Raw genomic sequence first — 25398 nt, forward strand, 5'->3', positions numbered from 1 at the left:
GATGCCGGGGAGCACACGGTGCCCGAGCGGCTCGACCTGCTGATCGAGCATCGCGACACGATCCGCCGCCGGATCCGTGAGCTGACCCTTTCCCTGACGGCCGTCGAGTACAAGATCGCCACGTACGGCGGCGAGACCGGGCCGGACGTCCAGACCCCCGCCGTCGACCGGACGGCGCGACGGGCACTACGGGCTGGGTGAGGGAGAACGCCTGCCCCGTTCGCCGGTTGAGTGATGCGGGCGAATACGGCGGCGCCCGCGAAGGCCGCGCTCGCAGGAGTGCGAATGACACGCCTCGGTGCGCGTTCTAGAGTCGGATCATGCGGGCAGCCTTCACTCCTGACGTCATTGATCACGATGCGGCGGCCGCGTTCGTCGAGAGGTTCAAGGACGGCTGGCGGACGCCCGATCTGCGCAAGCACGAGGCTCTGTGGAGTGATCAGATCGTCCTCGTTCAGCCGCTGATGGGCACGCTGCGGGGACGTGACGAGTGCCGCGTCGCGTTCGCCCGGCTCTTCGAACTCGTCCCGGACATTCACGCGACCGTTCACCGCTGGAGCGCCACCCACGACGCGATCTTCATTGAGTTCACTCTCAGCGGGACGTTCGGCGGCCGCGAACTGGCCTGGACGGCGGTCGATCGCTTCGTCCTTGTGGACGGGCTGATCGCCGAGCGGATCTCGTACTTCGACTCGGCTCCGCTCGCCCTGGCGATGGCCGGGCGGCCACGCGGCTGGCGACGGTTGCTGGGCACCCGCTTCATCCCCCGCTTCCAGCGCTATGTCCAGGACCCCAACGCCTGAAACGAGGACTTCCTCCCCGGGGATTCGCGGCCGGAGGAGGCGTGCCTGCGCTGAGCCGAGCCGCCGCGCCGGCACGTGCGAGACTGGGGCCATGGCGACCGGGGTGGGTGGCGCGCAGAAACGTCGAGCGGGCAGGGGCGCGGGCCGGCTCCCGACGATGAAGGATGTCGCGGACCATCTGGGGGTGTCGCGTCAGCTGGTCTCGCTCGTGATGAGGGGCGTCCCGGGGCCGAGCGAAGAGTCGAGAGAACGGATCCTGGCTGCGGCCGATGAGCTTGGCTACCGGCCGAATGCGTCAGCGCGGCTGCTGCGCCAGAACCGTACGCGCCTGATCGGCGCGCTCTTCTGGATGCGCAATCCGTTCCAGGTGCGCGTTATCGAGCGCTTGTTCGTTCGTGCCGCGGAACGGGGTTTCGGGCTGGTGCTGGGGCCGACGACGTCGGATCGGCCGACCGACGTGGTGGTCGCGGAGCTGATGGAGGAGCGGGTCGAGGCGCTGGTCGCGTTCAATCCGGACCCGGCGTCGCGTGCCCTCGCGGATGCGCGCGAGCTCGTGCCTGTGGTGTGGCTCGGGGAATGGGTGGACGAGCTCGACGTCGACAACGTCCATGTCGATGAGATCGAGGGGCTTCGTCTGGCGGTCGAGCACCTCGTGGAGCTCGGGCATCGCGACATCGTCTATGTCGGCGGACGAGGTGGAACCGTGGGCCGTCTTCGGGCCGAGGCGTACCGGAGCGCGATGGCCGCGGTCGGACTCGCGGAGCGCGCCGAGGTGCTCGAGAGCGACTTCTCCGAGGAAGGCGGTGCCAGTGCCGCGCGGCATGTCCTGGGACGACGTCACCGGCCTACGGCTGTGGTGTGTTGCGGTGACCAGTGTGCGGCGGGTGTGCTGGCGGTGCTCGCGCGGGCGAACGTCAACGTGCCCGGCGAGATCTCGGTAGTCGGTTTTGATGACAGCTATGTGGCATCGCTGTCGTATCACCAGCTGACGTCCGTTCATCAGGATGTCGAGGCGACGGTCGAGGCGACCTTGTTGTCGGTGCTGGATCGGCTGGAGGGCCATGACGGGCCGCGCCGGGTGAGCGCGACGCCGACGAGGTTGGTGGTTCGGGAGTCGACGGGCAGAGCCCGGACCAGCCCGTAAACGCGTACGGAGCCCTCGGCATCCGGTTTTTAGCTCGTGCTAAGGTGAAGGCCATCTTGTGTTAGCTCGTGCTAAATGTGTCGTTGAATGGGAGCGTGAGCATGCTGCCTTCCCACCTGCCCGACCCGGACCTCTACCTTCCCGGCAGCGGTGAGCCGTCGCTGCGGTGGGGCATCGTCGGGCCGGGTTGGATCGCGGGCGAGTTCGCGAAGGCTCTGCGCGCTCACACGGCGCAGCGGCCGGTGGCGGTGTCGTCGCGCTCGGTCGAGCGGGCGCGGGCGTTCGCGACCGAGCACGGAATCGAGTACGTGCTGGGTTCCACCGAGCAGCTCGTTCGCCACCCGGAGGTGGATGTCGTCTACGTGGCGACCCCGCAGAGCGCGCATCTCGCGGTGGGATTGGCGGCGATCGCGGCGGGCAAACACGTACTCATCGAGAAGCCGATCACCGTCACCGCGGCGGACGCGCGCACCCTCGCGGAGGCCGCGCGGGCTGCCGGCGTGCTGGTGATGGAGGCGATGTGGAGCCGCTACCTGCCGCAGGCCTCGGTGATCCGCAAGCTCCTCGCCGACGGAGTGTTCGGGGACGTGCGGGCGGTGCTGGCCGACCACGGGCAGGCGATCACCGCGGACCCGCAGCACCGGCTCAACCGTCCCGAGCTGGGCGGCGGGGCGTTGCTGGACCTGGGCGTCTATCCGGTGCAGTTCTCCTCGATGGTCCTCGGTGCCCCCACGCGGGTTGTCGCGGTCGGCGGGATGACGGATACCGGGGTGGACGCGTACTCGACACTCGTGCTCAGTCACGAGCAGGGTGCGTTGTCGACGCTGTACTCGTCCATCCAGGCGCGCACTCCGATGACCGGAGCGATCGCCGGGACCGAGGCGACGCTCAGCATCGACGGCCCCTTCTTCGCGCCGACCGCGTTCACCCTGTCCGGTGCCGACCACTTCTCGCCGACGCTGCGGTGGAGCGACCCGACCGGGTTGCGCGGCTTCGACGGGCTCTCTTGGGAGGCGACCGCCCTGGCCCGATTCGTCGGCGAGGGCCGCACCGAGTCGCCCGTGCACCCGCTGGAAGAGACCGTCTCGATCATCGCCACCATCGACCAGGCCCGAGCCCAGCTCGTAGGGTCGTGAAGCCATCCGCGACCGAGGGAGAGCCCGCCCATGACGGATCTGATCGCCGCGCTGGAGCAGCAGGAACAGGAGCTGGTATTCGACGCGTTCGACCACGCCGACGCCTGGCGGCTGGGCTCCCGCATCACCGCGATCGCACAGGAAGCCGGCCACAAGGTCGGCATCGACATCCGCAGGCCCGGTCTGATCCTGTTCCGCGCCGCGCTGCCGGGCATCGCCCCTGACCAGGACGTGTGGATCGCCCGCAAGGCCGCGGTGGTGCTGCGCATGGAGAACAGCAGCGCCCTGGTCGACGCTCGCCTGACCGCTGCCGGTGTGGATCCGGCAGCGGTCGGATGGCTGGGGGCGGACTACGCGGTCACCGGCGGATCGTTCCCCATCCGTGTCCGCGGGGTCGGTGTCGTCGCCGCGGCGACCGCGTCCGGCCTGTCATCGATGGAGGACCATGACCTCATCGTCGCCGGGATCCGGGCTCACCTCGCGGAGGAGGACGGAAAGTGAGTGACGAGAAGATCCCCCAGCGGGTGCTGCGGCCTGGTCAGTCCGCGCGCATCCGCATCTGGGACCGGGCGACCCGCACCGTGCGTACCGTGTTCGAGTCCCGCGACCGGCTCTACGAGGCGCCGAACTGGACGGCGGACGGGCAGTTGCTCGTCAACGGTGACGGCAGGCTCTGGCTCCTGCCCGCCGACGGCCCCGCTGACGGTTCGGCCCCGCCACGTCAGATCCATGTGACGGGCCTGCCCGACGTCAACAACGACCACGTGCTCGCCCCCGATGGCACCACAGTGTTCGCCTCCGCGAACGACTGGCACATCTGGGAGGCCCCTCTCGCCGGTGAGCAGGCTCGCCGAGTGACCGTCGAGGACGGGGGGATGCACTTCCTGCACGGCGTCAGCCCCGACGGGCGGCGCCTCGGCTACGTGCGCCTGGAACCGGAAGGGGACAACTGGTGGGCGTCGGCCACCATCCACACCGTCGGGCTGGACGGGCAGGACGACGTCGCGGTCACCACCGACCCGGGCCCGGCGGACGGGTGCGAGTGGACGCCCGAGGGCGAGTGGATCGTGTTCAACACCGAACAGTTCTCCACCGCCCCAGGGCACGCGCAACTGGCCCGGGTGCGGCCGGACGGGACCGGGCTGGAGCAGCTCACCTTCGACGAGCGGGTGAACTGGTTCCCGCACGTCGCACCCAGCGGCGATGTCGCCGTGTACCTCAGCTACCCGCCCGGCACGACCGGGCACCCCGCCGACCTCCCCGTCGAGCTGCGGCTCGTGTCGGTCGACGCCTGGCAGGAGCCGGAGACGCTGGTGGCGCTGCACGGTGGGCAGGGCACGATCAACGTCCCCAGCTGGGCGCCCGACGGGTCGGCGTTCGCGTTCGTGGACTACCCCACAGGCTCCCAGAACGACCTGGAGAACCCGGCCTGAAGATCTGGCTCTAGCCTTGGGGCTCTTCCGCCGGGCAGCGGGTACCCCGCGCGGGCACGGTCAGCGAGATCAGGTAGTCGTCCATGGCGGCCGTGCTGCACTGGGTCATGCCGTAGACGCCGTGGCCCCAGCCCTCGTACGTGAGGAGCGTGGCCTTGGAGCCGAGCTGCCGGGCCACGTTGGCCGACCATTCGTACGGTGTGTCGGGGTCGTGCATGGAGGTGCCCACCAGCAGCGGAGCGCTACCCGTGTACCGCAGCCGGTGCTGCGGGTTGTTGACCGGGTGGCCCTGGCAGATCGGCATGTCGCCCATCGGCATCGGGTTGTACCGCAGGTCCGGGGCCACCGCGTTGGAGCTGCGCATCACGTCGGCGTACTCGTTGTAGTTCCGGAGCGACAGGTTGAAGTCCTCGCAGAGGATCGCGGTGGGGAGTTCGGCGAACTCACCGCCCACGGGCCCGTTGCCGGGAGGGCCCGGCATGTCATCCGGCACCGGCCCGCCGTCCAGGGCGAGGAGCACCTTGGCCTCCTGCCGCCAGGCGGGCGCCTCGTTGAGCACCACGCCCAGCCAGAGGAGGTTGTGAGCGCTCACCGGGCGGTCGGTGACGCCCGGCCAGTACAGCTCGCCGCGGTCCGCCTTCTCGAGCAGTCCCTTCCACAGCGCCCGGACGTCGCGCCCGTGCAGGACGCAGTCTGTGCTCCGGTCACACCAGGCGACGAACTCGGCGAAGCTGTCCTGGACGGTGGCCGCCTCGGTCACCTGGAACGCCTTGACGTTCAGGCTGTGGTCCATGTTGCTGTCCAGCACCATGGCCCGGATCCGGTTCGGGAAGAGCTCGGCGTACATCTGCTGGGCGAGCGTGCCGTAGGAGACGCCGTACGAGGTCAGCTTCTCCTCGCCGAGCGCGGCGCGAATGGCGTCCATGTCACGCGCCACGTTGGCCGAGTCGATGTGGTCGTACAGAGGGCCGGTGAGCTTGCGGCAGTCCGCGCGCAGCTTCTTGTTGAAGGCGACCCACTTGTCGTAGTCGGCCTGGCTGGTCATGACCGGGTACGGCATCTCGTTGTACACCGAAGCCGAGCAGGTCACCGAGCCACTGCGGGCAACGCCCCGGGGGTCGTAGCCGACGATGTCGAACCGCCGCTGGACGTCCTCGCTGAAGCCGGAGGGGCGAAGGATGTCGTTCACGCCGGAGTTGCCGGGTCCGCCCGGGTTGGTCAGCAGGGACCCGATTCTCGCGGAGGGGTCGGCGGCCTTGCGCCGGGCGAGGGTCAGGTTGACCGTATGTCCGTTCGGGTTGGACCAGTTGATCGGTACGGCCAGCAGGCCGCACTCGACGGTGGGCTCCTCCTCGCACGGCCCCCAGGTGATGCCGCGCTTGCCGATGGCATCCGTGACGTCGTCTCCGGTCACCGTCGCGTTGGCCATCGGAGCGGTTAACAACGTCGCGAACACCACGAGGGCGGTGGCCAGCAGGGAAGTTCTTCTTGGCACAGTTCTCCTGTCGTTGATCGGCCGGCTCGGTGACCGCGGCGGTGGCACGGCCCTCGGCGAGCGCCTGGGCAGTGGCGAGCCGCCCGGTCGGGCCGTTGGCTCCAAAGATCATGAGCCTACTTTCTTCAGACTTGCGCCGCTACATCCATATTTATGCATCTGATATTCATTAGGAGCTGCGTAAAGTAGCAGGTCGGCATCTGCGCGCCTTCGCGGGCGGGCCCGTCCACGTCCCGGACGCCGAAGTCGTTCTCCGGTTGGTGCACGGTGCGCCTCTTAGGTGAGCTCACGGATGGCCTGCCCGCCCCGTGCGCGGAGGAAGGTTTCGTCGAGCGGCTCGGGCGGGGTGTCGGCTCCCATCTGGCCGTTGCCGCTTTCGGAGGACCCTACGAAACCGCTGTTCCGTTCTGCTTCCGCTCCGGTTCCGTGCCGATGGGCAAGGGAGAAGGCCAGGCGCGTTACTGCCGGTGCCGCGGCGGTGGCAACAGCGGCAGGAAGCCGTCGGGGCGCCTGATTCCGCCTCCGGGACGGTCCGGGCGTTGGGCTCCCGCACAAGCCAGGCAGCGTCGTTCGTCGGGAGCGCCGAAGATGCCCGGACGGCGGAGGCTTACGGTTCGTTCATGCCGCATCTCGCGCTCGACGACCTGTACCGCCTCGCCATCCCTTCCGATCCCCAGGTGCGTCCCGACGGGGGAGCGGTGGCGTACACGCTGACGACCGCCGTCCGGGACTCCGACGAGAACCGCACCGAGATCTGGCTGGCCGCTCCCGGCGCCGAGCCCCGGCGCCTCGCCGCGGGCAGTGCCGCGCGGTGGTCGCCGGACGGCCGGACGCTGGCGTTCCTGCGGCCGGTGAACGGCGGGCCGCAGATCCACCTGATGCCGATGGACGGCGGCGAGCCCGCACCGGTGACCGCCGCGAAGCTCGGCGCCGGCGCGCCCGTCTGGTCTCCGGACGGCTCCCGCATCGCGTTCGCCGCCCCCGTCGGAACGGGTGAGGACGGCGGGATGCCCGACCCGAACGCCCCTGTCGTGACCGGCCGGCTCGACCACAAAGCCGACGGCGCCGGGCTGCTGCGCGGCCTGACCAGGCACCTGTTCGTCACGGACCTGGCCGGCGGCGAGACCGTCCAGGCCACCCAGGGCGACTTCCACGCGGGCGAGCCGTCGTGGTCGCCCGACGGCCTGCGCCTGGCGTTCGCCGCCGCCATGGACGCCGACCGCGACCTGGAGGCGGGCGGGGCCGCGTACGCCGTCGAGGCGGCCAAGGGTGGTGTGCCGGAGCGGCTGACGGATCCCGGCCTCATCTGCGGCGGCGTCTGGTGGCTCGGCGACCGGCTGGTCGTCGCGGGGCTGAAGGGCGCCGTGGTGGGGCACGAACGGCTGTTCGCGCTCGGCCCTGGCGGGTGGGCCGAGGTGGAGACGGCCCTCGATCGGAATGTCATGACCGGCGCCCCCGGCTACCCCGGCGGCACCCCGGCGCTGCTCGGCGAGGACCTGCTGTTCTGTGCGCGCGATGGTGGCTCGACGCACCTCTACCGTGTCTCCGACGGGGCGCCCGGCGAGCGGCTGGTGCCCGGTGAGGTCAACATCTCGGGGATCAGCACGGCGGCGGGGGCGGTCGCGTACGTGGCGGCGACGCAGCACAGCGCGGGAGACGTCTACCTGATGACCCCAAGCACGAAAAAGGTAACGTCGGGCGAAATGTCGGATATATCTGGCGCGTCAGCGCCGGATATATCCCGGCTCACCGACTACGGCCTCGACGACGTCGAGTTGTTCACCGCCCGCCGCCGCACGTTCACCGCCCCCGACGGCACCCAGGTCGAGGGTTTCGTCCTGCGCGACGAGACCGCGCGGACGCCCGGCCCCCTGCTGCTCGACGTGCACGGTGGCCCGCACAACGCCTGGTCGCCCGTCTTCGACGGCTTCCACCTCTACCACCAGCTCCTCGCCGCCCGCGGCTGGACCGTCCTCACCGTCAACCCGCGCGCCAGCGACGGGTACGGCGAGGACTTCTACACCGCCTCCCTCGGTGCCTGGGGGGTGAGCGACGCCCAGGACCTGCTCGCCCCCATCGACGCCCTGGTCGCCGACGGCGTCGCCGACCCCGACCGGCTGGCCGTCACCGGCTACAGCTACGGCGGCTACATGAGCTGCTGGCTGTCGGCCACCACCGGCAGGTTCAAGGCCGCGATCCCGGGCGGCTGCGTGAGCGACCTGACGAGCCTGAGCGGCACCTCCGACCTCGGCCACCTGATGAAGGTGCACGAGTACGCCGGTGACCTGGCCGCCCAGTCGCCGATCACGCACGTCGCGGACGTCACCGCCCCGACGCTCATCCTGCACGGCCAGGACGACGACCGCTGTCCCGTCGGTCAGGCCGAGCAGTGGTTCACCGCGCTGCGCGAGCGCCGGGTGCCCGTCGAGCTGGTGCGCTATCCCGGCGCGAGCCATCTGTTCATCCTGAGCGGGCGCCCCTCGCACAGGTACGACTACAACGAAAGGATCATCGCGTGGCTGGAGCAATGGGTCAGCGGCTCGCCGAGCTGATCGCCGAGTACGAAGTTCCCGGCTCGGCGCTGGCGTACTGGCACCAGGGCGAGCTGCACGAGTTCGCGGCCGGCACGCTGAACGTCGACACCGGCGTCGAGGCGACCACCGACGCGCTCTACCAGATCGGCTCGGTCACCAAGGTGTGGACCGCGACTCTGATCATGCAGCAGGTCGAACAGGGCCGGCTCACGCTGGACACGCCGGTCATCGAGGTACTGCCCGAGTTCAGGGTGGCCGACCCCGAGGTCACCAAGAACGTGACGATCAGGCACCTGCTCTCCCACACCAGCGGCATCGACGGCGACCAGTTCATCGACACGGGCCGCGGCGACGACTGCGTGGAGAAGTACGTGGAGGCCTGCGCGACCCTGGCGCAGAACCACCCGCTCGGCGTCACCCAGTCCTACTGCAACTCCGGGTTCGTCATCGCGGGCCGGGTGCTGGAGCAACTGACCGGCAAGCGCTGGGACGACGTCCTGCGCGAGGGCATCTGCGAGCCGCTCGGCCTCACCCACACCTGGACGCTGCCGGAGGACGTGCTGCGCTTCCGCGCCGCGATGGGCCACGAGGACGGCAAGACCGCCCCGGTGTGGGGCCTCATGCGGTCGATGGGCCCGGCCGGGCTGATCTGCGCCCGCCCGGCCGACGTGGTCGCCTTCGGCCGCGCCCACCTGGAGGGCGGCCTGCTGGAGAACCCGGCCGCCATGTGGGAGCCGCAGGTCGACATCCCCAACCCGTACACGCTGGGCAGGCAGTGGGGCATCGGCTGGATCATCGACGAGTGGAGCGGGCACAAGGTCATCTCCCACGGCGGTAACACCATCGGCCAGCACGCCATGCTGTGGGCCGTGCCCGGCACCGGGACCGTCGTCTGCGTGACCGCCAACGGGGGCCGCAGCGGCGAGTTCACCCGAGCCGTCGCCACCGAGTTGTTCGCCGAGCTCGACGGCCTGACCGTACCGCCCACGCCGTCTCTGCCGGAGACGCCGGCCGGCGTGGACGTCGCGCCGTACGCGGGCGTCTACGAGCGGGCCGGCGCCCGGATCACGGTGAGCGTGCTCGACGACGGCAAGGCCCGCCTGCGCCTGGAGGCCACCGGCGAGCTGGCCGCCCTGCAGGAGCCCGAGGAGTCCGACTTCGTCCCGGTCGATGAGAACCTGTTCCTGTTCCAGGCGCCGGGCACCCGCGACTGGATGGCGGCCGTGTTCTTCGAGCTGGCCGATGGCACTCTGTACATGCACATGGGCGCTCGCGCCACTCCCAAGGTCGGCTGAGGAGAAGGATATGGACCTGCGGGATCGCCTCGCCGAGGCGGCGCGCGAGCATGGCGTGCCCGGCGCGGCCGTCGCGGTGTGGCACGACGGCGAGCTGCACGAGGCCGCCACGGGCGTGGTCAACACGGCCACCGGCGTGGAGACCACGAAGGACAGCGTGTTCCAGGTCGGCTCCACCACGAAGGTGTGGACGGCGGCGCTGGTCATGCAGCTCGTGGAGGACGGCCTGGTCGAGCTCGACCAACCGGTGGGGGAGCACCTGCCGGACTTCGCGTTCGGCGGCGTCACCGTCCGGCAGTTGCTCATGCACACGGCCGGCTTCGACGGCGACGTGTTCGAGGACACCGGGCGCGGCGACGACTGCCTGGACACGTTCCTCGAGCACCTGCGCACCGCGGGGCACGTGCACGAGCCGGGCGAGCTGTTCTCCTACTGCAACGCCGGCTACTGCGTGCTCGGCGCGCTGGTGGCCAGGCTGCGCGGCGGCACCTGGGAGCAGGCGATGCGCGAGCGCCTGCTCACCCCCTTGGGCGCCACGCACGCGGCGCTGTTCGGTGAGGAGGCCGTGCTCTTCCGCGCGTCGGCGGGGCACGTCGGGCCGGACGCCGCCGTCTACCCCCGCTGGCAGATGCCCCGCTCCAACGCCCCGGCCGGCTCCACCATGTGCCTGGCGCCGCGCGAGCTGGTCGTGTTCGGCCGGGCGCTGGCGGCCGGCGGCATGGCACCGAACGGCACCCGGCTGCTGTCGGAGGAGTCGGTGGCCGCGATGCTCACGCCGCAGATCCACGTGCCCGGGGTGGGCGGCGCGCTGGCCGACCGCTGGGGTCTCGGAGTGGAGCTGTTCGGCTGGGGCGCGTTCGGCCACGACGGTGGCACGCCCGGGCAGAGCACGTTCTGGCGCGTCGTTCCCGAGTCGGGCTTCGTGATCGCGATGAGCGGGAACGGCGGCTCGTTCTTCGGTCTCATGGACGACGTGGCGCGGCCGGTCATCGAGGAGGCGACCGGCCTGACGATGCCCGCGCGGCCCCTGCCGCCGCAGGCGCCGAAGCCCGTGGACGGCGCCCCGTACGCGGGCCGCTACACCGGCCCGCAGCTCGGCTACGAGGTCGCCGCCGCCGGAGAAGGCCTGGACGTCACGCTCATCCCCGGCCCGCTCATGGAGAGCATGGGCTCCACCCGCACGACCACCCGGTACGTGCACCTTCACGGCGAGTCGTTCATCGCCGTCGAGGCCGAGGGCGGCCGGTACGACGTGGTCACGTTCGTGATGCGGGACGGGACGGCCGCCTACCTGCACAACGGCCGTGCGGTGGCTCGTGCCTGACCTGCGGGAGGTGTTCGACGAAGCGGGCGTGCGGGGCTTCCTGCACGCCCGAGAGGTGGACGGCGACGCCGAGATCGGGCTGGACCCAGACGAACCCGTCGTGCTCGCCTCGGTCTTCAAGATCGCGATCGCGCTGGAGTACGCCCGCCAGGCCGCCGCGGGCGAGATCGCCCGCGGCGAGCGGCTCACCGTCACCGCGGCCGACAAGGACGGCGGCATCGGCACCTCCGGCTGCCTCGACGACGTGTCGCTCACCCTGCGCGACCTGGCCCACTTCATGATCACGATGTCCGACAACGCGGCGACCGACGTGCTGCTCCGCCGCGTCGGGCTCGACCGGGTCAACGGCACCCTCGCCACGCTCGGGTTGAGCCGCACGCGGCTCATAGGCGGGTGCGCAGAGCTTTTCCGGCAGGTCACCGAGGACATCGGTGCGGACTGGGACGCCGCCACCGAGGACGAGCTGCGGGCCATGGCCGTACGCGACCCGGCCCGCACCACCGCCGGCACCCCGCGCGAGATCACCACGCTGCTGAGCCTCATCTGGCGCGATCAGGCCGGCCCTCCCGAGGCGTGCGCCGAGGTGCGGAAGGTCATGGGTGAGCAGATCTGGCCGCACCGGCTGGCCGCGGGCTTCCCCGACGAGGTGAAGGTGTCGGGCAAGACAGGCACCCTGTGGGGGATCCGCAACGAGTCGGGCGTCGTCGAGTGCCCCGACGGCAAGCGGTACGCCGTCGCCGTGTTCGTACGAAGTGACGTCATCCGGTCCCGCCTGCCCGCCGCGGACGCCGCCATCGGCCGTGCCGCCCGCCTGGCCGTCGACCGGCTCCGCTGATGTCGGTTTTCGTGGACTATCGTGACCGTGTGAGGAACCGTCCCCGTGCCAGTCTGGGACGGATCCTGCAGGACCTCGGCACCACCGTCCTCGACGTGGCGGCCTCACCCGGTGACCTCGACGCCGAGGTCACTGGCGTGCACATCTTCGATCCGCTCGACGAGCTGATCGTCCCCTCGGGTGGGATCCTGCTCGCGGTCGGCGTGCGGGGCGCCGCGGAGATCTGCTCACTCCTCGAACGCGCGCCCGCCGCCGCGGGCGTCGTCGTGAAGCTGCCCGTGGACGTCGACGAGCAGGTCCGCGCCACCGTGCTGGAGACCGGCGTCGCCGTGCTCGGCCTCACCCGGGCCGCCTCCTGGGCGCAGGTCGCCGCGCTGCTGCGTTCCCTGCTGGCCGAGGCCGACCTGGCCGAGCCCGAGCAAGGGCCGCAGGGAGACCTGTTCTCACTGGCCAACGCCGTCTGCGCGCTGCTCGACGCGCCCGTCACCATCGAGGACAGGTCGTCCCGGGTGCTCGCCTTCTCCGGCCGGCAGGACGAGGCCGACCCGGGCCGTGTGGAGACCGTCCTCGGCCGTCAGGTGCCCGAGCGCTACCTGCGGATGCTCGACGAGCGCGGCTTCTTCAAACAGCTCTACCAGAGCCGCGCGCCCGTCTACATGGAGCTCGAGGACGAGGGTGTGATCAACCGGGCCGCCGTGGCCGTGCGCAGCGGCGACGAGATCCTCGGCTCGATCTGGGTGGCCGTGCGCGAGCCGCTCAGCGAGCAGCGCCAACGCGCGCTCGCCGACGCCGCCAAGATCGTCGCGCTGCAGTTGCTGCGCGAGCGGGCCGGGGCCGACACCCAGCGGCGCCTGCGCGCCGACCTGCTGTCCACCGTGCTGGCCGGCGGCGGCGACGCGCCCGAGGCGGCAGGGCGGCTCGGCATCGCCACCGCCCGGCTCTGCGTGCTGGCCGCCCAGCTCGTCCCGGACGACGCCGCCGATCCCGCCCGCGGCGAGAGCGATCGGCAGCGGTTCTGCGACGCGCTGGCGCTCCACGTCGCCGCCATCCACCCCAAGGCCGCCGCCGCGCTCGTCGGCTCCGTCGCGTATGCCGTGCTGCCGCTGCACTCGATGGGAGACGAGGAGGCGCGGGCCGTACGCGTGGCGGAGAGCTTCCTGGCCAGGGTCGGGCCCCGCCATGCCGCCAACATCGGCGTGGGACGCCTGGCCGCCAACCTTTCCCAGGTGGCCAGGTCGCGCGCGGACGCCGACCGGGCGCTGCGCGTGCTGGGCGCCCGCGGCACCACCGGCCAGGTCGCCGGCTACACGACCGTGCACTTCGAGTCGCTGCTGCTGCAGGTCGCCGACGTGGCCGCGGCCGAGGAGCAGACGCCCACCGGTCCCTATCAGCGGTTGCTCGACCACGACGCCGAGCACGGCACCGAACTGGCCCCCACCCTGCGGGCCTACCTCGACGCGTTCGGCGATGTCAACGCGGCCAGTGCCCAGGTGCACGTGCACGCCAACACCTTCCGCTACCGGCTCAAGCGCCTGGTCGAGATCAGCGGCCTCGACCTGTCCGACCCCGACGCCCGGCTCACCGCGATGCTGCAGATGCGGATCTTCGGTCGCTAGCACGAGCCTTCCCGGCTTTTTCGTGTGCAGGCACATAGAACCGGATCTGCGCAGGCAGGAAGGTTGTGCACACCCCCCGTGCTCGTCTGGAGTCCTCATGACAAAACCAGCAGTCGCGGCCCTCGCCGGGCTCGCCCTGCTCACGGCCGCGTGCGGAGGCACGACGAGCGGTCCAGAGCAGCAGGGCAAGCCGGCCACCGGCGGCACCTTCACGTTCGCGATCCCGGCCGATCCCGGCGTCCTCGACCCGGCTACGGGCGTGCTGACAGTCACCAACAACGTGCTCGCTCTGGCTTACGACACGCTCGTCTCCGTCGACGAATCAGGGAAGATCATCCCCGAGCTGGCCGAGAAGTGGGACGTCAAGCCCGAGTCGGTCACCTTCACCCTGCGGAAGGGTGTCACCTGCTCGGACGGCTCCCCGGTGACCCCCTCGAACGTGGCCGACAACGTCAACCACATCGCCGACCCCGCCGCCAAGTCGCCGATCTACGGCGTGCTGGTGCCCGTGGGCATGAAGGCGAAGGCCGACGACGCCGCCGGCACCGTGACCCTGTCCATGCCCGAGCCGTTCAGCTTCATCCTGGAGAGCACGCGGACGATGTTCATCGTCTGCGGCAAGGGGGTGAAGGACCGTGCCTCGATCGCTCGGGCCACCTCCGGCAGCGGGCCTTACCAGCTCACCGAGGCCGTCCCCAGCGACCACTACACGTTCAAGGTCCGCCGCGACTACGCCTGGGGTCCCGCCGGCGCCACCGCCAAGGACCTGCCCGAGACGCTCGTGATGAAGGTCGTGCCGAACGAGCAGACCTCCGCCAACCTGCTCATCGCCGGCTCCCTCAACGGCGCCCTCTTCAACGGTGCCGACCGGTCCCGCGTCGAGGCGTCCCCGGGCGTGACCAAACAGTCGATCACGGCAGGCAACGGCCAGTTCTTCTATCACCAGGGTGAAGACCGGCCGGCCCGCGACCCGGAGGTCCGCAAGGCCCTCACGCGGGCGCTCAACCTCCAGGAGCTGGCCGGCATCGCCTCCGGCGGCACCGGCAAGCCGGCCACCGGCCTGGTCCTGGCGCCCCGTCCCTGCCCGGGCGACTCCGTAGCCGGTCACGTGCCCGGCTACGACGCCGCGGCCGCCGCGGCCGCGCTCGACGCGGCCGGGTGGAAGCTCGGCGCCGACGGTTTCAGGGCCAAGGACGGCAAGCGGCTCAGCCTGCGCTACATGTACGCCACCACCCGCGGCCCCGGCTTCCAGGCGGCCGCCGAGTACATGGCGGAGGCGTGGAAGAAGCTCGGCGTCGAGGTGAAGCTGAACGGCGTGATCGACACCAAGCTGGCGGAGTCGCTCAACGCCACCCAGGACTGGGACGTCGTGTGGCTGCCGATCGGCGTCACCCTGCCCAGCCAGCTCGTCGGCTTCCTGTCGGGGCCGCCCGCCCCCAAGGGCGCCAACTTCGCCCACCTGGCCAACAAGCGCTACGAGGAGCTCGTCTCCAAGGCGAGCAAGCTCCCCGCCGCCGAGGCCTGCCCGATGTGGCTGGAGTCGGAGTCGGCCCTGTTCGAAAGCGCCGACCTGGTGCCCGTGGTGGACAGCACGGCGCTGCTGGCCGGCAAGGGCGCCACGTTCCGCACCACGGCCGGGAGCCTGGTGCCCACCTCGATCCGCCTCATGCAAGGAGACTAGTGAGCGCCCCCCGGACCACGCGCCCGGGCAGCAAGTCGGGAAGCATGACCGTGCGCAGGACGCTGCGTACGGCCGTGCGCCGGATCGTGCGGTTCGCCGTGTCGCTGGCGGTGCTGCTGGTGGCGCCGTTCGCGATGATCCACCTCATCCCGGGCGACCCGGTGCGCGCCTCGCTCGGGCCGGCCGCCCCGATCGAGCTGATAGAGGCCCGTACGGCCGCGCTCGGTCTCGACCGCCCCCTGCCTGAGCAGTTCTTCACGTACGTCGGCCACGTCCTGACCGGTGACTTCGGCACGTCCTTCCTGACGGGGGAGGCGGTGGGCGACGTCATCGCGGCCCGCCTGCCGAACACCCTGACTCTGGCCCTCCTGGCCACCGCCGTGGCGCTGATCGTGGCGGTGCCGCTCGGGATGTGGGCCGCCGTACGCACCGAGAACGGCCGCAACCGCGGCACCGACCTGGCCTTCGGCACGGTCACCGGCACCGCCGTGGCCGTGCCCGAGTTCCTGTACTCGATCGCGCTGGTGGCCGCGCTGGCCGTCGGCCTCGGCTGGTTTCCGCCCGCTGGCAAGGCCGGGCCGCTCACGTACGTGCTGCCTGTCGCAGCCCTGTCGGCCGGGCCGATCGCCATGATCGCCCGGATCACCCGCGTCGAGACCCTGCGAGAGCTGGGCACCGACTACGTGCGCCTGGCCCGCGCCAAGCGGCTGCCCGCGGCCCGGCTCCACCTGCGGCACGTGCTGCCCAACACGCTCACGGCCACCCTGACCTTGGGCGGCCTGCTGCTGACCTCGCTGATCGCGGGCAGCGTCCTGGTCGAGTACGTCTTCGCCTGGCCCGGACTCGGCCTGAAGATCGTCGAGTCGATCACGCAGAAGGACTACCCGGTCGCGCAGGCCGTGATCCTCGTGTACGGCGCCATCGTGCTGGTCGTGAACCTCGTCGTGGACCTGGTGCTCGGCGCGCTCGATCCCACCTCGGAGATCAAGGAGGTCTCGGCCTGATGTGGGCCAGGACGGCACCGGACGGCCCCCGGGCCGTGGACGGCCACGCGAAGAAGGGGCCGAGGTCCCGGGGTGGCCTGTGGCGCAGCGCCCCGGCGCTGATCGGCGGCGTGCTGGTGCTGCTCATGGCGGTGCTGGCCGTGGCCGGGCCCATCATCTGGGGCGAGGCCGCCGAACGCATCGACGCCGGCGCCATCCTCCAGGGCGCCTCCGCCGAACACCCGCTCGGCACCGACAACCTGGGCCGCGACCTGCTCGCCCGGGTCCTGGTGGCGGGCCGTTACTCGCTGGCCCTGGCACTGGCGGCCACGCTCATCGGCGCCGTCGGGGGCATCCTGCTCGGCGCGCTCCCGTCCGTGCTGCCCCGCCGGGCCGCCCGGATGGTCACCGGCACGGTCAACGCGCTGGTGGCCTTCCCCGGCCTGCTGCTGGCCATGTTCACGGCGGTGGTCAGCGGGCTCGGCGCGCGTGGTGCGGTGCTCGGGATCGGCGTGGCCATCGCGCCCGGCTTCGCGCGGCTCACCCAGACCCTGGCCGCCTCGGTCTCCGGCGCCGACTACGTGGCCGCGGCCCGCATGCTCGGCGTGCCCCGACGCCGCATCCTCGCCCGGCACATTCTGCCCAACATCGCCGAACCGCTCATCCTCAACCTCGCCCAGTCGCTCGGCGGCGCGCTGCTCGGCCTGGCCGGCATGTCGTTCCTCGGCCTCGGCGTGCAGCCACCGGACTTCGACTGGGGGCGCCTGCTGTTCGACGGGTTCGCGCGGATCTACGTCACGCCCGTGGTCGCGGTCGGTCCGGCGGCGGCCGTCGCGCTGGCCGGCATCGGCTTCAACCTGCTGGGCGACACCCTGGCCAGGGCCGCCGCCCGATCCCCGGCCGGGCAGCGCGACAGCGTCCGCCCTGAGCCACCGGAACCGGCCGGGCAGCCGGACCCGGACGCCGTCCTCGAGGTCCGCGACCTGACCGTCTCGTTCCCGGGCGGTTCGATTCCCGTACGCGAGCTGTCTCTGACCGTGACGCCGGGGGAGATCGTCGGCCTGGTGGGAGAGTCCGGCAGCGGCAAGAGCCTGACCGCCGCCGCCATCGGCGGCCTCGTTCCCTATCCCGGATCAGTGACGTACGGCCGGCTGGTCCTCGGCGGTGCCGACGTCGCCACCATGTCCGGCAAGGAACTGGGCACCGCGCTCGCCATGGTGTTCCAGGACCCGATGGCCTCGCTCAACCCCGCGCTGAAGGTCGGCGGCCAGCTCGCCGAGGTGGCCGTCGTCCACCAGGGCGCGAGCCGCGCGGATGCCCGCCGCCGCGCCGTCGACCGGCTGCGCCACGTCCAGCTGCCCGACCCCGCCAAGCACGCCGTCCAGCATCCGCACGAACTGTCCGGCGGCATGCGCCAGCGCGCGGTCATCGCGATGGGCCTCATGGGCACGCCACGCCTGATCATCGCCGACGAGCCCACGACCGCCCTCGACGTGACCGTGCAGCGGCAGATCCTGCGGCTGCTGCGCGAGGTCGTCGAGGAGACGGGCGCGGCCCTGCTGTTCATCTCCCATGACATCGCCGTCGTCGGCGAGCTGTGCGACCGCGTCGTCGTCATGTACGCGGGCCGGGTGGTCGAGGAACTGCCCGCCGACCGGCTCGCCGACGGTGCCGCGCACCCCTACACCAAGGCGCTCATCGCGTCCCTGCCCGACCTCGACACCGACCGGAGCCGCCCGTTGGCCGGAATCCCCGGCACCCAGCCGGCCCCGGCGCAGGTCGGCGCGGGCTGCGCGTTCGCCGACCGGTGCTCGCTCGCCACCGGACAATGCCGGACGGAACGTCCCGAACTCGTGGTCCATGGCCCGCGGCAGCGGGTCGCCTGCTGGGAGGTCACCTCGTGAGGATCGAAGGGCTGACCGTGCGCTACGGCGGCTTCACCGCGGTCGACGACGTCACCCTGGAGATCCCCGACGGCCACGTCGTCGGCCTCGTCGGCGAGTCGGGATCGGGCAAGTCGTCGCTGGCCAGGGCCGTGAGCGGGCTCGTTCCCTACACGGGCGGGATCGAGGGAGCGCCGCGGATCCAGATGGTGTTCCAGGATCCGTACGCGTCGCTGGACCCGCGCATGACGATCGGCGAGACGGTCGGGGAGGGCATCGAGAAGCGCCGCCGTGCCACGGAGGTGCCGCGGCTGCTCGGTCTCGTCCAACTGCCCGCCGAGCTGGCCGGACGTTACCCGCGCGAGCTGTCGGGCGGTCAGCGGCAGCGGGTGGCGATCGCCCGTGCCCTGGGCGGCGACCCCGCCCTGCTGGTCGCCGACGAGATCACCGGCTCGCTCGACGTGTCGGTCCAGGGAGCTGTGCTCAACCTGGTCCGCGGGCTGCGCGACGAACTCGGACTGTCGATGTTGTTCATCTCGCACAACCTGGCCGTCGTCCGGTACGTCGCCGACACGATAGCCGTCATGCACCACGGCCGGATCGTCGAGCACGGGCCCGCCGAGCAGGTGGTGGGCGATCCGGCGCATGACTACACGCGCGCGCTGCTGGCGGCGGTGCCACGGCTCAGAGGGTGATCCACGCGGTGGAGGCGGTCACCTCGTCGAGCACCTCCGGGATCGGCGCGCCGCCCGGTCGGGATGTCCGTGCGGGGAGGTCGCGTCCCCTGGCCGGTCCCGGTAGCGGAGCACCCTGACCCGCTCGTTCTCGGGTCGAGGCCGCCCGCCACCTGCTGGCCGAAGGCGCCGACCCCACCGTCGAAGACGCCGCCGCCGCGGCCGGGATCTCCCGCACCACCGCCTACCGGTACTTCCCCAACCAGCACGCCCTGCTGGCCGCCGCCCACCCCCAGATCGAGCAGGCATCCCTGCTGCCCCCAGACCCGCCTGCCGACCCCGCGGCCCGGCTGGACCTGGTGATGACCGCCTTCACCCAGCTCACCCTCGAGTGGGAACCGCAATTGCGGGCCTCGCTGCGCCTGTCCCTGCAACCCGAGAGCGGCCAGCCGGCACTGCGCGGTGGGCGGGCCATCGGCTGGATCGAAGACGCCCTGGCCCCGCTCCGCGACACCCACCCCGGCCTGGACATCCGCCGGCTGGCCGTGACCATCCGCTCGGCCACCGGCATCGAATCGCTCATCTGGCTCACCGACATCGCCGGGCTCACCCGGCAGCAGGCGGCGGACACCATGCGGTGGTCATCCCATGCACTGCTCACCGCAGCCCTCGACGAACACCGCCCCCGTTCCTGAACCCTGCGACCCGATCCCGGTCCCGGTCACGCATGGCTCAGGCGCCTGCCGTCAGGGTCGTCTCCGCGTTCTGCGTCAGGACGGCTGTCCCGCGCGGCGCAGGTACGCCTCGATCCGGTCGAGTGCTCCCACCCAGACCTGCTTGACGAAGAAGTCGCGGATCTCGGGTGCCGGGAAGCCGCTCTGCACGACCGTGAACAGGGTGCCGCCCTCGTGCTCCTCGAAGGTGACCTCGACAGTGGTGGTCATGGTCATGCCGTCGGGAGTGCTGCCGGTGGACTCGGTGAGCAGGCGGTGCGGGCGGTCGATCTCCAGGAAGGTCTGCGTCTCACGGAACAGGTTGTCGGCGTCCGGTCCCCAGACCGCGGTCTGCCGGCCTCCGACGCGCAGGTCGACCTCGATCTCGACGATGCCGGGCTCCTCGTCGAGGATGCTGAACCAGATCTTCTGCTTCTCGGCGTCGGTGTAGGCGTCGAAGACCTCCTCGGGGGTCGCGGGCAGCACGCGGGTCGTGCGCAACTGGATGGCCTCGGTGTCGTTCCGCGTCATCGCTCGGTGTCCTTCCCGGTGTTCGCCTCAGGGGCGTTCTTGAGGGTGAAGTAGGCGTCGAGGCCGTCGAGCCGGCGCTCCCACAGGCGCTGGTAGAACGTGATCCACGACATGGCGTCCTCCAGGCGCTCGGCTCCCAGCCGGCACTGCCGCGATCGGCCGACCTTCTCCGTCGTGACCAGTCCGGCGTTCTCCAGGACGTGCACGTGCTTCTTCATGCCGGTGAGCGACATGCCGAAAGGTTCGGCCAGCTCGCCGATCGTGGCGGGACCCTGGCCGAGCCGGATGAGTATCTGCCGCCGGGTCCCGTCCGCGAGGGCGGCGAACGTGCGATCGAGGACCTCTTGCTGAACCATATGGTTTACTTTACGACACTGAACCGATTGGTGCAATAAGCGCGGCGATCCGGAAGGCGGCGCCTACGTCGCGGCGGCCCGGACGCCGAGGACGACGAGCACCACGGCTGTCGCCCTGCCGAGCGCCCGCTTGAAGCGGGCCTTGCGCACGAGGTGCGCCCCTTGGTGGATGAGGGTCGTCCAGGTCAGCAGCCACACCGCCATCAGCAGGGCGTGGGCGGTGGCCAGGGTGAGGATCTGCCCGCCGAGGGGACGGCCGGGCTGGATGAACTGCGGGACCAGGGTCAGGTAGATGGAGGCGGCCTTCGGGTTGAGTACGTTCGCGAGCAGGGCTTGGGTGTAGACGGAGCCGGTCCGTTTCGGCTGTTCCGTGCGCGGGGGAGGTGAGGGCAGGGTGGTGGAGCGCCAGGTCCACAGGCCCAGGCCGACGAGGTAGGCCGCGCCGAGGAGTTTGACGGTGGCGAAGGCCTGGCTGGAGTGCATGACGAGCGCCGACAGGCCGGCGATGGCCAGGGTCGCGTGCGCGTACAGGCCGGTGACCGTGCCGAGGATGACGGGGAGAGCCTGGCGGCGGCCGCCGGTCGTGACGTGCTGGATCAGCAGGGTCAGGCTGGCGCCCGGAGTGGCGATGACGGGCAGGATCGCCAGGAGGAACGCGGCGACCGCGTACGGGTGGATCATGCCGGGAGCACGACGCGGTAGTGGGTGGTGAGGCGGAGGTCGTCGTCCAGGATGTGGAAGGCGAGGCCGGGCGGTTGCTCGCGGTCGGCGGGCCGGTCGCCCTCCCACGGCAGGCGCAGGGTCCAGGTGACGGCCGGTCCGACGATCAGGGGGCGGCCGGCGAAGGTGGAGGCGGCGGCGGTGTGAGCGTGGCCGGTGAGCACGGCGACGACTTGGGGGTGGGCGTGGAGCAGCGCGGCCAGGGCTTCGGGCTCTTGTAGCCGTGCGGAGTCGGGCAGCGGGTGGTGGAGTTCGACGGGCGGCTGGTGGAAGGCGATCAGCGCGGGGGCGTCCGGGGCGAGCCCGTCGAGGGTGGCGTGCATCCAGGCGAGGGTTTCGGGGTCCAGGCGGCCCTCGTCATGGCCGGGGATGGTGGAGTCGCACATCAGGATGGCGGTGCCGGCGATGTGGTGCACCTGGTTGACGGGGCCGGGGCCGGGCGGGCGGCGCAGCAGCGCCTTGCGGTAGGCGGGGCGGACGTCGTGATTGCCGGGGCAGGTGAGCACCGGGAAGGGGGCGGCCAGGATCGCGGCGGCCTGCTCGTACTCGGCCTCCTCGCCGTGATCGGCGATGTCGCCGGTGACCAGCAGGGCGTCGACCGGGCGGGGCAGGGCTCTCAGGTAGTCCATGACCCGGGTGGCGCGCCGGGTGGCCCTGTCGGTGCCGTCGAGGTGCAGGTCGCTGATCTGGGCCAGCAGCAACGTCATCGTACGATCTCCCGCTTGGTCTCTAATGGTTAAATGAGATTTAGCGTTAGGAACATAAGGTATGGATGGGACGTAAGCAACCGGGAGGTTCGAGTGGAGCGCTGGCCGGCCCTGGAACTGGCGAGCACGATCCGTCACGACGGCGACGGCGGTGTCGCCGACGACCTGGCGACCTTGCAGAGCGCGACCCGCTGGATCCAGCAGCAGGCCGAGCTGCTGGCCGGCCACGTCGACCTTGCGGGGCTGACGATGGGCGAGGAGCTCAGGAGCGAGATCGTCGAGTTGCGCCGGGCCGTGCGGGCGCTGTTCGCGCGGGCGGTCAGCCCGGCGCCGCCCAGCCGGGCCGACGCCCGTCGGCTGATGCCCGCCGAGCAGGCGCTGGCGCACCTCAACGCGGCGGCCGCCCGTGAGGCGATCGTCCCGCAACTTGCCTGGCCCGAGGGCGGGACACCTCGTACGGGAGTGTTGTCGGGCGAGCGCGACGCCGGCGTCCGGCTGATCGCCGGCCTGGCGCGGGCCGCCATCGACTTCCTGAGCGGGCCGCAGCGTGAGCAGTTGCGGTCCTGCAACGCGCCGCGCTGCGTACGCTACTTCGTCAAGAGCCACGGGCGGCAGGAGTGGTGCAAGCCGTCCTGCGGCAACCGCGCCCGGGCGGCACGCCACTACCAGCGTCACAGCGCCACGGCCGCCCGAGACCTGCCCGGGACCTGACCGCCTGCGCCTTCAGAAGAACTAGATCAACTCGTGCCGGTGGGCGGCCGTGGCGGCCTGGACGCGGCTGCGTACGCCGAGCTTGGCGAGGATGTTGCTCACGTGCGCGCCCGCCGTCTTGACCGAGATGAACAGCTCCTCGGCGATCTGCCGATTGGTACGGCCGTCGGCGACCAGGCGCAGCACGTCCCGCTCGCGCGGCGTGAGGCCGAAGTCGCGCTCCCCGGCCGGCTCGGTCCCGACCTGCACGGCGAGGGGGATCCGGGCCAGGCGCGCCAGCCGTTCGATCCGGACGATCAAGGGATCTGCCCGCAGGCGGCCCGCCTCCCGGGAGGCGTCGGTCAGATGGGAGGAGGCAGCGGAGCGGTCTCCCGTCTCCGCGGCGTGTTCCGCGGCCCGCAGCAGGGCCAGAGCCTGGGGGTACGGCTGGCGAAGATCTCTCCACGCGGCCGCGACGCGGGCCCAAAGGTCCGGCTGTCCGGTCGCGGCGGTGCGGGCGAGGCGGTGGGCCTCCTGGACGGGCCCGATCACCGGCAACGCGGCCGCGGCCTCGGCCAGGCCGGGTACGGGCAGGGACGCGCCCGCCTCGATCACCGGCCACAGGTAGCGCGGGCTCGTTCTTCCGCTGCTCAGCGCCTCCTCCGCGAGTCGCGCGGCGTCGGCCGTGCGCCCCTGTGCTCTGCGCAGATCCACTTCCAGGCGCACCAGCAACAGGTGGTCCTGGGCATAGGACGTGCCTCTGGTGAAGACCTCGCGGGCGTGGGTCGCGGCGTGCTCGGCGCCTGCGAGGTCGCCTCTGGCCAGCGCGATCGTGCCGGTCAGCACCATCAGGTACGCGCGAAGGCTGGGTGTCGGGGTGATCCGCAGGGCGTGTTCGACGATCTCGGTGGCCTCGTCCCACCGGCCCAGCGCGATCAGCGCCTCCGCGAGGTTGCCCGCGTGGGTCGGGCCCGCGGTGCGGGCGAGACCCGCCCGCGTGGCGGCGGCGAGTCCCCGGCGGGCCGCCTCGGCCGCTTCGGCGTACCTGCCGGCGCCCTGCAGGACGTCGGCCTCACAGCGATAAGCGTGCAAAAGCGCGCCCTCGTCACCGATGCGGCGGGCCGTCGCCTGGACGGTGATCAGGTGAGGCAGTTGGGCGTCGAGGTCGCCGGCGCGTGCCCGCGCGTACGTCAGGTTGACGGTGGCCATGACCTCGGCCCTGGCATCGTCCGCGGCCTGCGCCGCGTCCAGCGCCTCGCGGGCGGCGACGCGGCCTTCTTCTTCCAGCGGGACCGTGAGGAGGCGATTGGCGAGCAGATTGAGTACGGTCGCGCGTGCCGGATGCCCGCCCGGTGTGAGCCGGGCGGCTTCGCGTAGGTCGTCCAGGTCGCCCGGCAGGCCGAGGAGGTGGCGCAGTTCGCCGCGGTGGGCGAGCAGCCAGCCGGCACGCGCGGGATCGACCTCGGCCGGGAGCGCTGTCTCGACCAGCTGGACGGCGGTCGAGTTCTCGCCCGCGGCGATGGCGGCGCGTATCGCTTCGTCGAGCACGCCGGCCTTGGAAGTGGCCGGATCGGGCGCCTGATCCCACAGCTCCAGCACGCGAAGCAGCATGTGCAGGTGTTCCGCGTGCGCCAGGGACGCCGCGGCCTCGGCGGCGGCGCGGCGGGCGGCCGCCAGCGTCCTGGCCGGATGGCGCTTGGCGGCATGCCAGTGCAGCGCGGACTCGTACGCCGCCCGGCCCAGCGGGGCGAGCTCCGGGTCCGTCTCCAGGGCTTCGGCATAGCGTACGTGAAGGTGCCCGCGTTCCCCGGGAAGCACGTCCTCGTAGAGCACCTCCTGGATCAGCGTGTGACGGAACGCGTACACCTCCTCCTCGATCAGCAGGAGGTTCGCGCTCACCGCGGGGCGCAGCGCGTCGGTGAGGCCGGCGTCGTCCAGCCCCGTGACGGTGCGCAGCAGCGCGTGGCCGACCCGGGCGCCGCCGACGGCCGCGGCGTGGACCATCCGGCGGGTTTCCCGCGGCAGCCGGTCGAGCGGGGTGATCAGCAGGTCGCGAATGGACGCGGGCACCGGCGCGCCCGCCCGGGCCGACAGCGCCTCGACGAACAGCGGGTTGCCCTCGCTGCGCCGGACGACGTCCTCGATGACCGCGGGGGCCGGCTCGCCGCCGAGCAGGCCGCGAAGCTGCCGGACCACCTCGCCCCTGCCGAGCCGGCCGAGCTCCATCCGGGTCGTCCACGGCCGGCGATCCCATTCGGCCAGCACGGGGCGGAGCGGATGCGTCCGGTGCAGGTGGTCGCTCCGGTAGGTCACGACCAGGAGGAACGCCGCGGCCGCCTGCTGGTTCCTGATGAGGAAGTCGAGCAACTCCCGGCTTGAGCGATCGCTCCAGTGCGCGTCCTCGGCGACGATCACCAAGGGCCGGTCCTCGGCGAGGTTCTCGAACAGGGTGAGGAACTCTTCGAAGAGCCGCGCCTGCGTCAGGGCGGGATCGCCGTCACCTGCGGGCCGGCCCAGGAGCGGCAGCAGCCTGCCGAGCTCACCGGGCTCGCCACGGGGCAGGAGGCGGAGGAAGCCGTCCGGGCCGATCTCGCGCAGCAGGCGGCGCAGCATGGCGGTGAACGGCGCGAACGCCAGGCCGTTCTCGCCCACCTGGGGGCAGTCTCCCGAGAGCAGCCACGCCTCTCCAGCCAGCGGCGCCGTGAACTCGGCGATCAGCCGGGACTTGCCCACCCCGGCTTCGCCGCCGAGCAGCACGGTGGCGGGAGAGCCTTCCCGGGCATGCGCGTAGGCCGTGTCCAGAGCGGTCAGCTCCGCGTCCCTGCCTACGAAGACCATGGGACAC

Annotated in this window: 22 protein-coding genes and 2 pseudogenes; 18 read left to right on the forward strand and 6 right to left on the reverse strand. The window is 71.6% G+C overall.

Annotation, left to right across the window (positions count from 1 at the left end):
• The 6 genes and pseudogenes from ACIHFD_RS56545 to ACIHFD_RS56570 all read left to right on the forward strand — a co-directional run.
• Window positions 1-201 (forward strand): annotated as a pseudogene (locus ACIHFD_RS56545) (hypothetical protein); the annotation flags it as partial.
• A gap of 119 nt (window positions 202-320) precedes the next feature.
• Window positions 321-803: a nuclear transport factor 2 family protein gene (locus ACIHFD_RS56550; protein ID WP_397373952.1), complete on the forward strand. Its 483-nt coding sequence runs from the start codon at window positions 321-323 to the stop codon at window positions 801-803.
• Between the two features lie 91 nt (window positions 804-894).
• Window positions 895-1947: a LacI family DNA-binding transcriptional regulator gene (locus tag ACIHFD_RS56555; protein ID WP_397373953.1), complete on the forward strand. Its 1053-nt coding sequence runs from the start codon at window positions 895-897 to the stop codon at window positions 1945-1947.
• 101 nt (window positions 1948-2048) lie between these two features.
• Window positions 2049-3083: a Gfo/Idh/MocA family protein gene (locus tag ACIHFD_RS56560; protein ID WP_397374031.1), complete on the forward strand. Its 1035-nt coding sequence runs from the start codon at window positions 2049-2051 to the stop codon at window positions 3081-3083.
• Between the two features lie 30 nt (window positions 3084-3113).
• Window positions 3114-3584 carry a heme-degrading domain-containing protein gene (locus tag ACIHFD_RS56565; protein WP_397373954.1) on the forward strand — a complete coding sequence of 157 codons (471 nt, stop codon included), beginning with the start codon at window positions 3114-3116 and terminating at the stop codon, window positions 3582-3584.
• Entirely contained in the window at window positions 3581-4516 is a 936-nt protein-coding gene (locus tag ACIHFD_RS56570; protein WP_397373955.1) for a TolB family protein, read from the forward strand. The genes ACIHFD_RS56565 and ACIHFD_RS56570 overlap by 4 nt, the downstream gene beginning before the upstream one ends.
• Window positions 4517-4526: 10 nt before the next feature.
• On the opposite strand, the gene ACIHFD_RS56575 is transcribed toward ACIHFD_RS56570, so the two are convergent.
• On the reverse strand, window positions 4527-6011 hold the full coding sequence (locus ACIHFD_RS56575; protein ID WP_397373956.1) for an alpha/beta fold hydrolase: 1485 nt from the start codon (window positions 6009-6011) through the stop codon (window positions 4527-4529).
• A 620-nt stretch (window positions 6012-6631) separates the two neighbouring features.
• Between ACIHFD_RS56575 and ACIHFD_RS56580 the strand changes: the two genes are divergently transcribed.
• From ACIHFD_RS56580 to ACIHFD_RS56630, 11 genes and pseudogenes are all read left to right on the forward strand, one after another.
• Window positions 6632-8563 (forward strand): S9 family peptidase, encoded by a 1932-nt coding sequence (locus ACIHFD_RS56580; protein ID WP_397373957.1) that lies wholly within the window; start codon window positions 6632-6634, stop codon window positions 8561-8563.
• Complete coding sequence (locus ACIHFD_RS56585; RefSeq protein ID WP_397373958.1) at window positions 8527-9840, forward strand: serine hydrolase domain-containing protein; 1314 nt, start codon at window positions 8527-8529, stop codon at window positions 9838-9840. The genes ACIHFD_RS56580 and ACIHFD_RS56585 overlap by 37 nt, the downstream gene beginning before the upstream one ends.
• 10 nt (window positions 9841-9850) lie before the next feature.
• The gene (locus ACIHFD_RS56590; RefSeq protein WP_397373959.1) at window positions 9851-11164 is read left to right on the forward strand and encodes a serine hydrolase domain-containing protein; all 1314 of its coding nucleotides are present in this window, start codon (window positions 9851-9853) and stop codon (window positions 11162-11164) included.
• The gene (locus tag ACIHFD_RS56595; RefSeq protein ID WP_397373960.1) at window positions 11157-11999 is read left to right on the forward strand and encodes a serine hydrolase; all 843 of its coding nucleotides are present in this window, start codon (window positions 11157-11159) and stop codon (window positions 11997-11999) included. Before ACIHFD_RS56590 ends, ACIHFD_RS56595 begins: the two co-directional genes overlap by 8 nt.
• 29 nt (window positions 12000-12028) lie before the next feature.
• The gene (locus ACIHFD_RS56600; RefSeq protein WP_397373961.1) at window positions 12029-13615 is read left to right on the forward strand and encodes a PucR family transcriptional regulator; all 1587 of its coding nucleotides are present in this window, start codon (window positions 12029-12031) and stop codon (window positions 13613-13615) included.
• 97 nt (window positions 13616-13712) lie between these two features.
• Window positions 13713-15296 (forward strand): ABC transporter substrate-binding protein, encoded by a 1584-nt coding sequence (locus tag ACIHFD_RS56605; protein ID WP_397373962.1) that lies wholly within the window; start codon window positions 13713-13715, stop codon window positions 15294-15296.
• Window positions 15296-16300: an ABC transporter permease gene (locus ACIHFD_RS56610; protein WP_397373963.1), complete on the forward strand. Its 1005-nt coding sequence runs from the start codon at window positions 15296-15298 to the stop codon at window positions 16298-16300. Before ACIHFD_RS56605 ends, ACIHFD_RS56610 begins: the two co-directional genes overlap by 1 nt.
• Entirely contained in the window at window positions 16300-18183 is a 1884-nt protein-coding gene (locus ACIHFD_RS56615) for a dipeptide/oligopeptide/nickel ABC transporter permease/ATP-binding protein (protein ID WP_397373964.1), read from the forward strand. Before ACIHFD_RS56610 ends, ACIHFD_RS56615 begins: the two co-directional genes overlap by 1 nt.
• The gene (locus ACIHFD_RS56620; RefSeq protein WP_397373965.1) at window positions 18180-18857 is read left to right on the forward strand and encodes an ABC transporter ATP-binding protein; all 678 of its coding nucleotides are present in this window, start codon (window positions 18180-18182) and stop codon (window positions 18855-18857) included. Before ACIHFD_RS56615 ends, ACIHFD_RS56620 begins: the two co-directional genes overlap by 4 nt.
• A gap of 149 nt (window positions 18858-19006) precedes the next feature.
• Window positions 19007-19111 (forward strand): annotated as a pseudogene (locus ACIHFD_RS56625) (TetR family transcriptional regulator); the annotation flags it as partial.
• A gap of 87 nt (window positions 19112-19198) precedes the next feature.
• Complete coding sequence (locus ACIHFD_RS56630; protein ID WP_397373966.1) at window positions 19199-19531, forward strand: hypothetical protein; 333 nt, start codon at window positions 19199-19201, stop codon at window positions 19529-19531.
• 75 nt (window positions 19532-19606) lie between these two features.
• Here the strand turns inward: ACIHFD_RS56630 and ACIHFD_RS56635 are convergent, their stop codons facing one another.
• The 4 genes from ACIHFD_RS56635 to ACIHFD_RS56650 all read right to left on the reverse strand — a co-directional run bounded on the left by ACIHFD_RS56635 (window position 19607) and on the right by ACIHFD_RS56650 (window position 21863).
• Window positions 19607-20080: an SRPBCC domain-containing protein gene (locus tag ACIHFD_RS56635; protein ID WP_397373967.1), complete on the reverse strand. Its 474-nt coding sequence runs from the start codon at window positions 20078-20080 to the stop codon at window positions 19607-19609.
• Window positions 20077-20436, reverse strand: a complete 360-nt coding sequence (locus ACIHFD_RS56640) for a metalloregulator ArsR/SmtB family transcription factor (protein ID WP_363985325.1) — start codon at window positions 20434-20436, stop codon at window positions 20077-20079. The genes ACIHFD_RS56635 and ACIHFD_RS56640 overlap by 4 nt, the downstream gene beginning before the upstream one ends.
• A gap of 63 nt (window positions 20437-20499) precedes the next feature.
• A complete protein-coding gene (locus tag ACIHFD_RS56645; RefSeq protein ID WP_397373968.1) occupies window positions 20500-21117 on the reverse strand; it encodes a LysE family translocator in 618 nt (205 codons plus the stop codon).
• A complete protein-coding gene (locus ACIHFD_RS56650) occupies window positions 21114-21863 on the reverse strand; it encodes a metallophosphoesterase (protein ID WP_397373969.1) in 750 nt (249 codons plus the stop codon). Before ACIHFD_RS56650 ends, ACIHFD_RS56645 begins: the two co-directional genes overlap by 4 nt.
• A 93-nt stretch (window positions 21864-21956) precedes the next feature.
• Between ACIHFD_RS56650 and ACIHFD_RS56655 the strand changes: the two genes are divergently transcribed.
• On the forward strand, window positions 21957-22574 hold the full coding sequence (locus ACIHFD_RS56655; protein ID WP_397373970.1) for a CGNR zinc finger domain-containing protein: 618 nt from the start codon (window positions 21957-21959) through the stop codon (window positions 22572-22574).
• A gap of 21 nt (window positions 22575-22595) precedes the next feature.
• On the opposite strand, the gene ACIHFD_RS56660 is transcribed toward ACIHFD_RS56655, so the two are convergent.
• Window positions 22596-25391 (reverse strand): ATP-binding protein, encoded by a 2796-nt coding sequence (locus ACIHFD_RS56660; protein ID WP_397373971.1) that lies wholly within the window; start codon window positions 25389-25391, stop codon window positions 22596-22598.
• Window positions 25392-25398: the final 7 nt, after the last annotated feature.

Source organism: Nonomuraea sp. NPDC051941 (genome assembly GCF_044593615.1).

Bases quoted from the DNA above. Each gene is read 5' to 3' on its own strand.
- ACIHFD_RS56560 (WP_397374031.1), top strand. From the start codon at position 2,049: ATGCTGCCTTCCCACCTGCCCGACCCGGACCTCTACCTTCCCGGCAGC.
- ACIHFD_RS56640 (WP_363985325.1), bottom strand. From the start codon at position 20,436: ATGGTTCAGCAAGAGGTCCTCGATCGCACGTTCGCCGCCCTCGCGGAC.
- ACIHFD_RS56645 (WP_397373968.1), bottom strand. From the start codon at position 21,117: ATGATCCACCCGTACGCGGTCGCCGCGTTCCTCCTGGCGATCCTGCCC.
- ACIHFD_RS56590 (WP_397373959.1), top strand. From the start codon at position 9,851: ATGGACCTGCGGGATCGCCTCGCCGAGGCGGCGCGCGAGCATGGCGTG.
- ACIHFD_RS56565 (WP_397373954.1), top strand. From the start codon at position 3,114: ATGACGGATCTGATCGCCGCGCTGGAGCAGCAGGAACAGGAGCTGGTA.
- ACIHFD_RS56555 (WP_397373953.1), top strand. From the start codon at position 895: ATGGCGACCGGGGTGGGTGGCGCGCAGAAACGTCGAGCGGGCAGGGGC.
- ACIHFD_RS56660 (WP_397373971.1), bottom strand. From the start codon at position 25,391: ATGGTCTTCGTAGGCAGGGACGCGGAGCTGACCGCTCTGGACACGGCC.
- ACIHFD_RS56605 (WP_397373962.1), top strand. From the start codon at position 13,713: ATGACAAAACCAGCAGTCGCGGCCCTCGCCGGGCTCGCCCTGCTCACG.
- ACIHFD_RS56580 (WP_397373957.1), top strand. From the start codon at position 6,632: ATGCCGCATCTCGCGCTCGACGACCTGTACCGCCTCGCCATCCCTTCC.
- ACIHFD_RS56650 (WP_397373969.1), bottom strand. From the start codon at position 21,863: ATGACGTTGCTGCTGGCCCAGATCAGCGACCTGCACCTCGACGGCACC.
- ACIHFD_RS56550 (WP_397373952.1), top strand. From the start codon at position 321: ATGCGGGCAGCCTTCACTCCTGACGTCATTGATCACGATGCGGCGGCC.
- ACIHFD_RS56615 (WP_397373964.1), top strand. From the start codon at position 16,300: ATGTGGGCCAGGACGGCACCGGACGGCCCCCGGGCCGTGGACGGCCAC.
- ACIHFD_RS56635 (WP_397373967.1), bottom strand. From the start codon at position 20,080: ATGACGCGGAACGACACCGAGGCCATCCAGTTGCGCACGACCCGCGTG.
- ACIHFD_RS56630 (WP_397373966.1), top strand. From the start codon at position 19,199: ATGACCGCCTTCACCCAGCTCACCCTCGAGTGGGAACCGCAATTGCGG.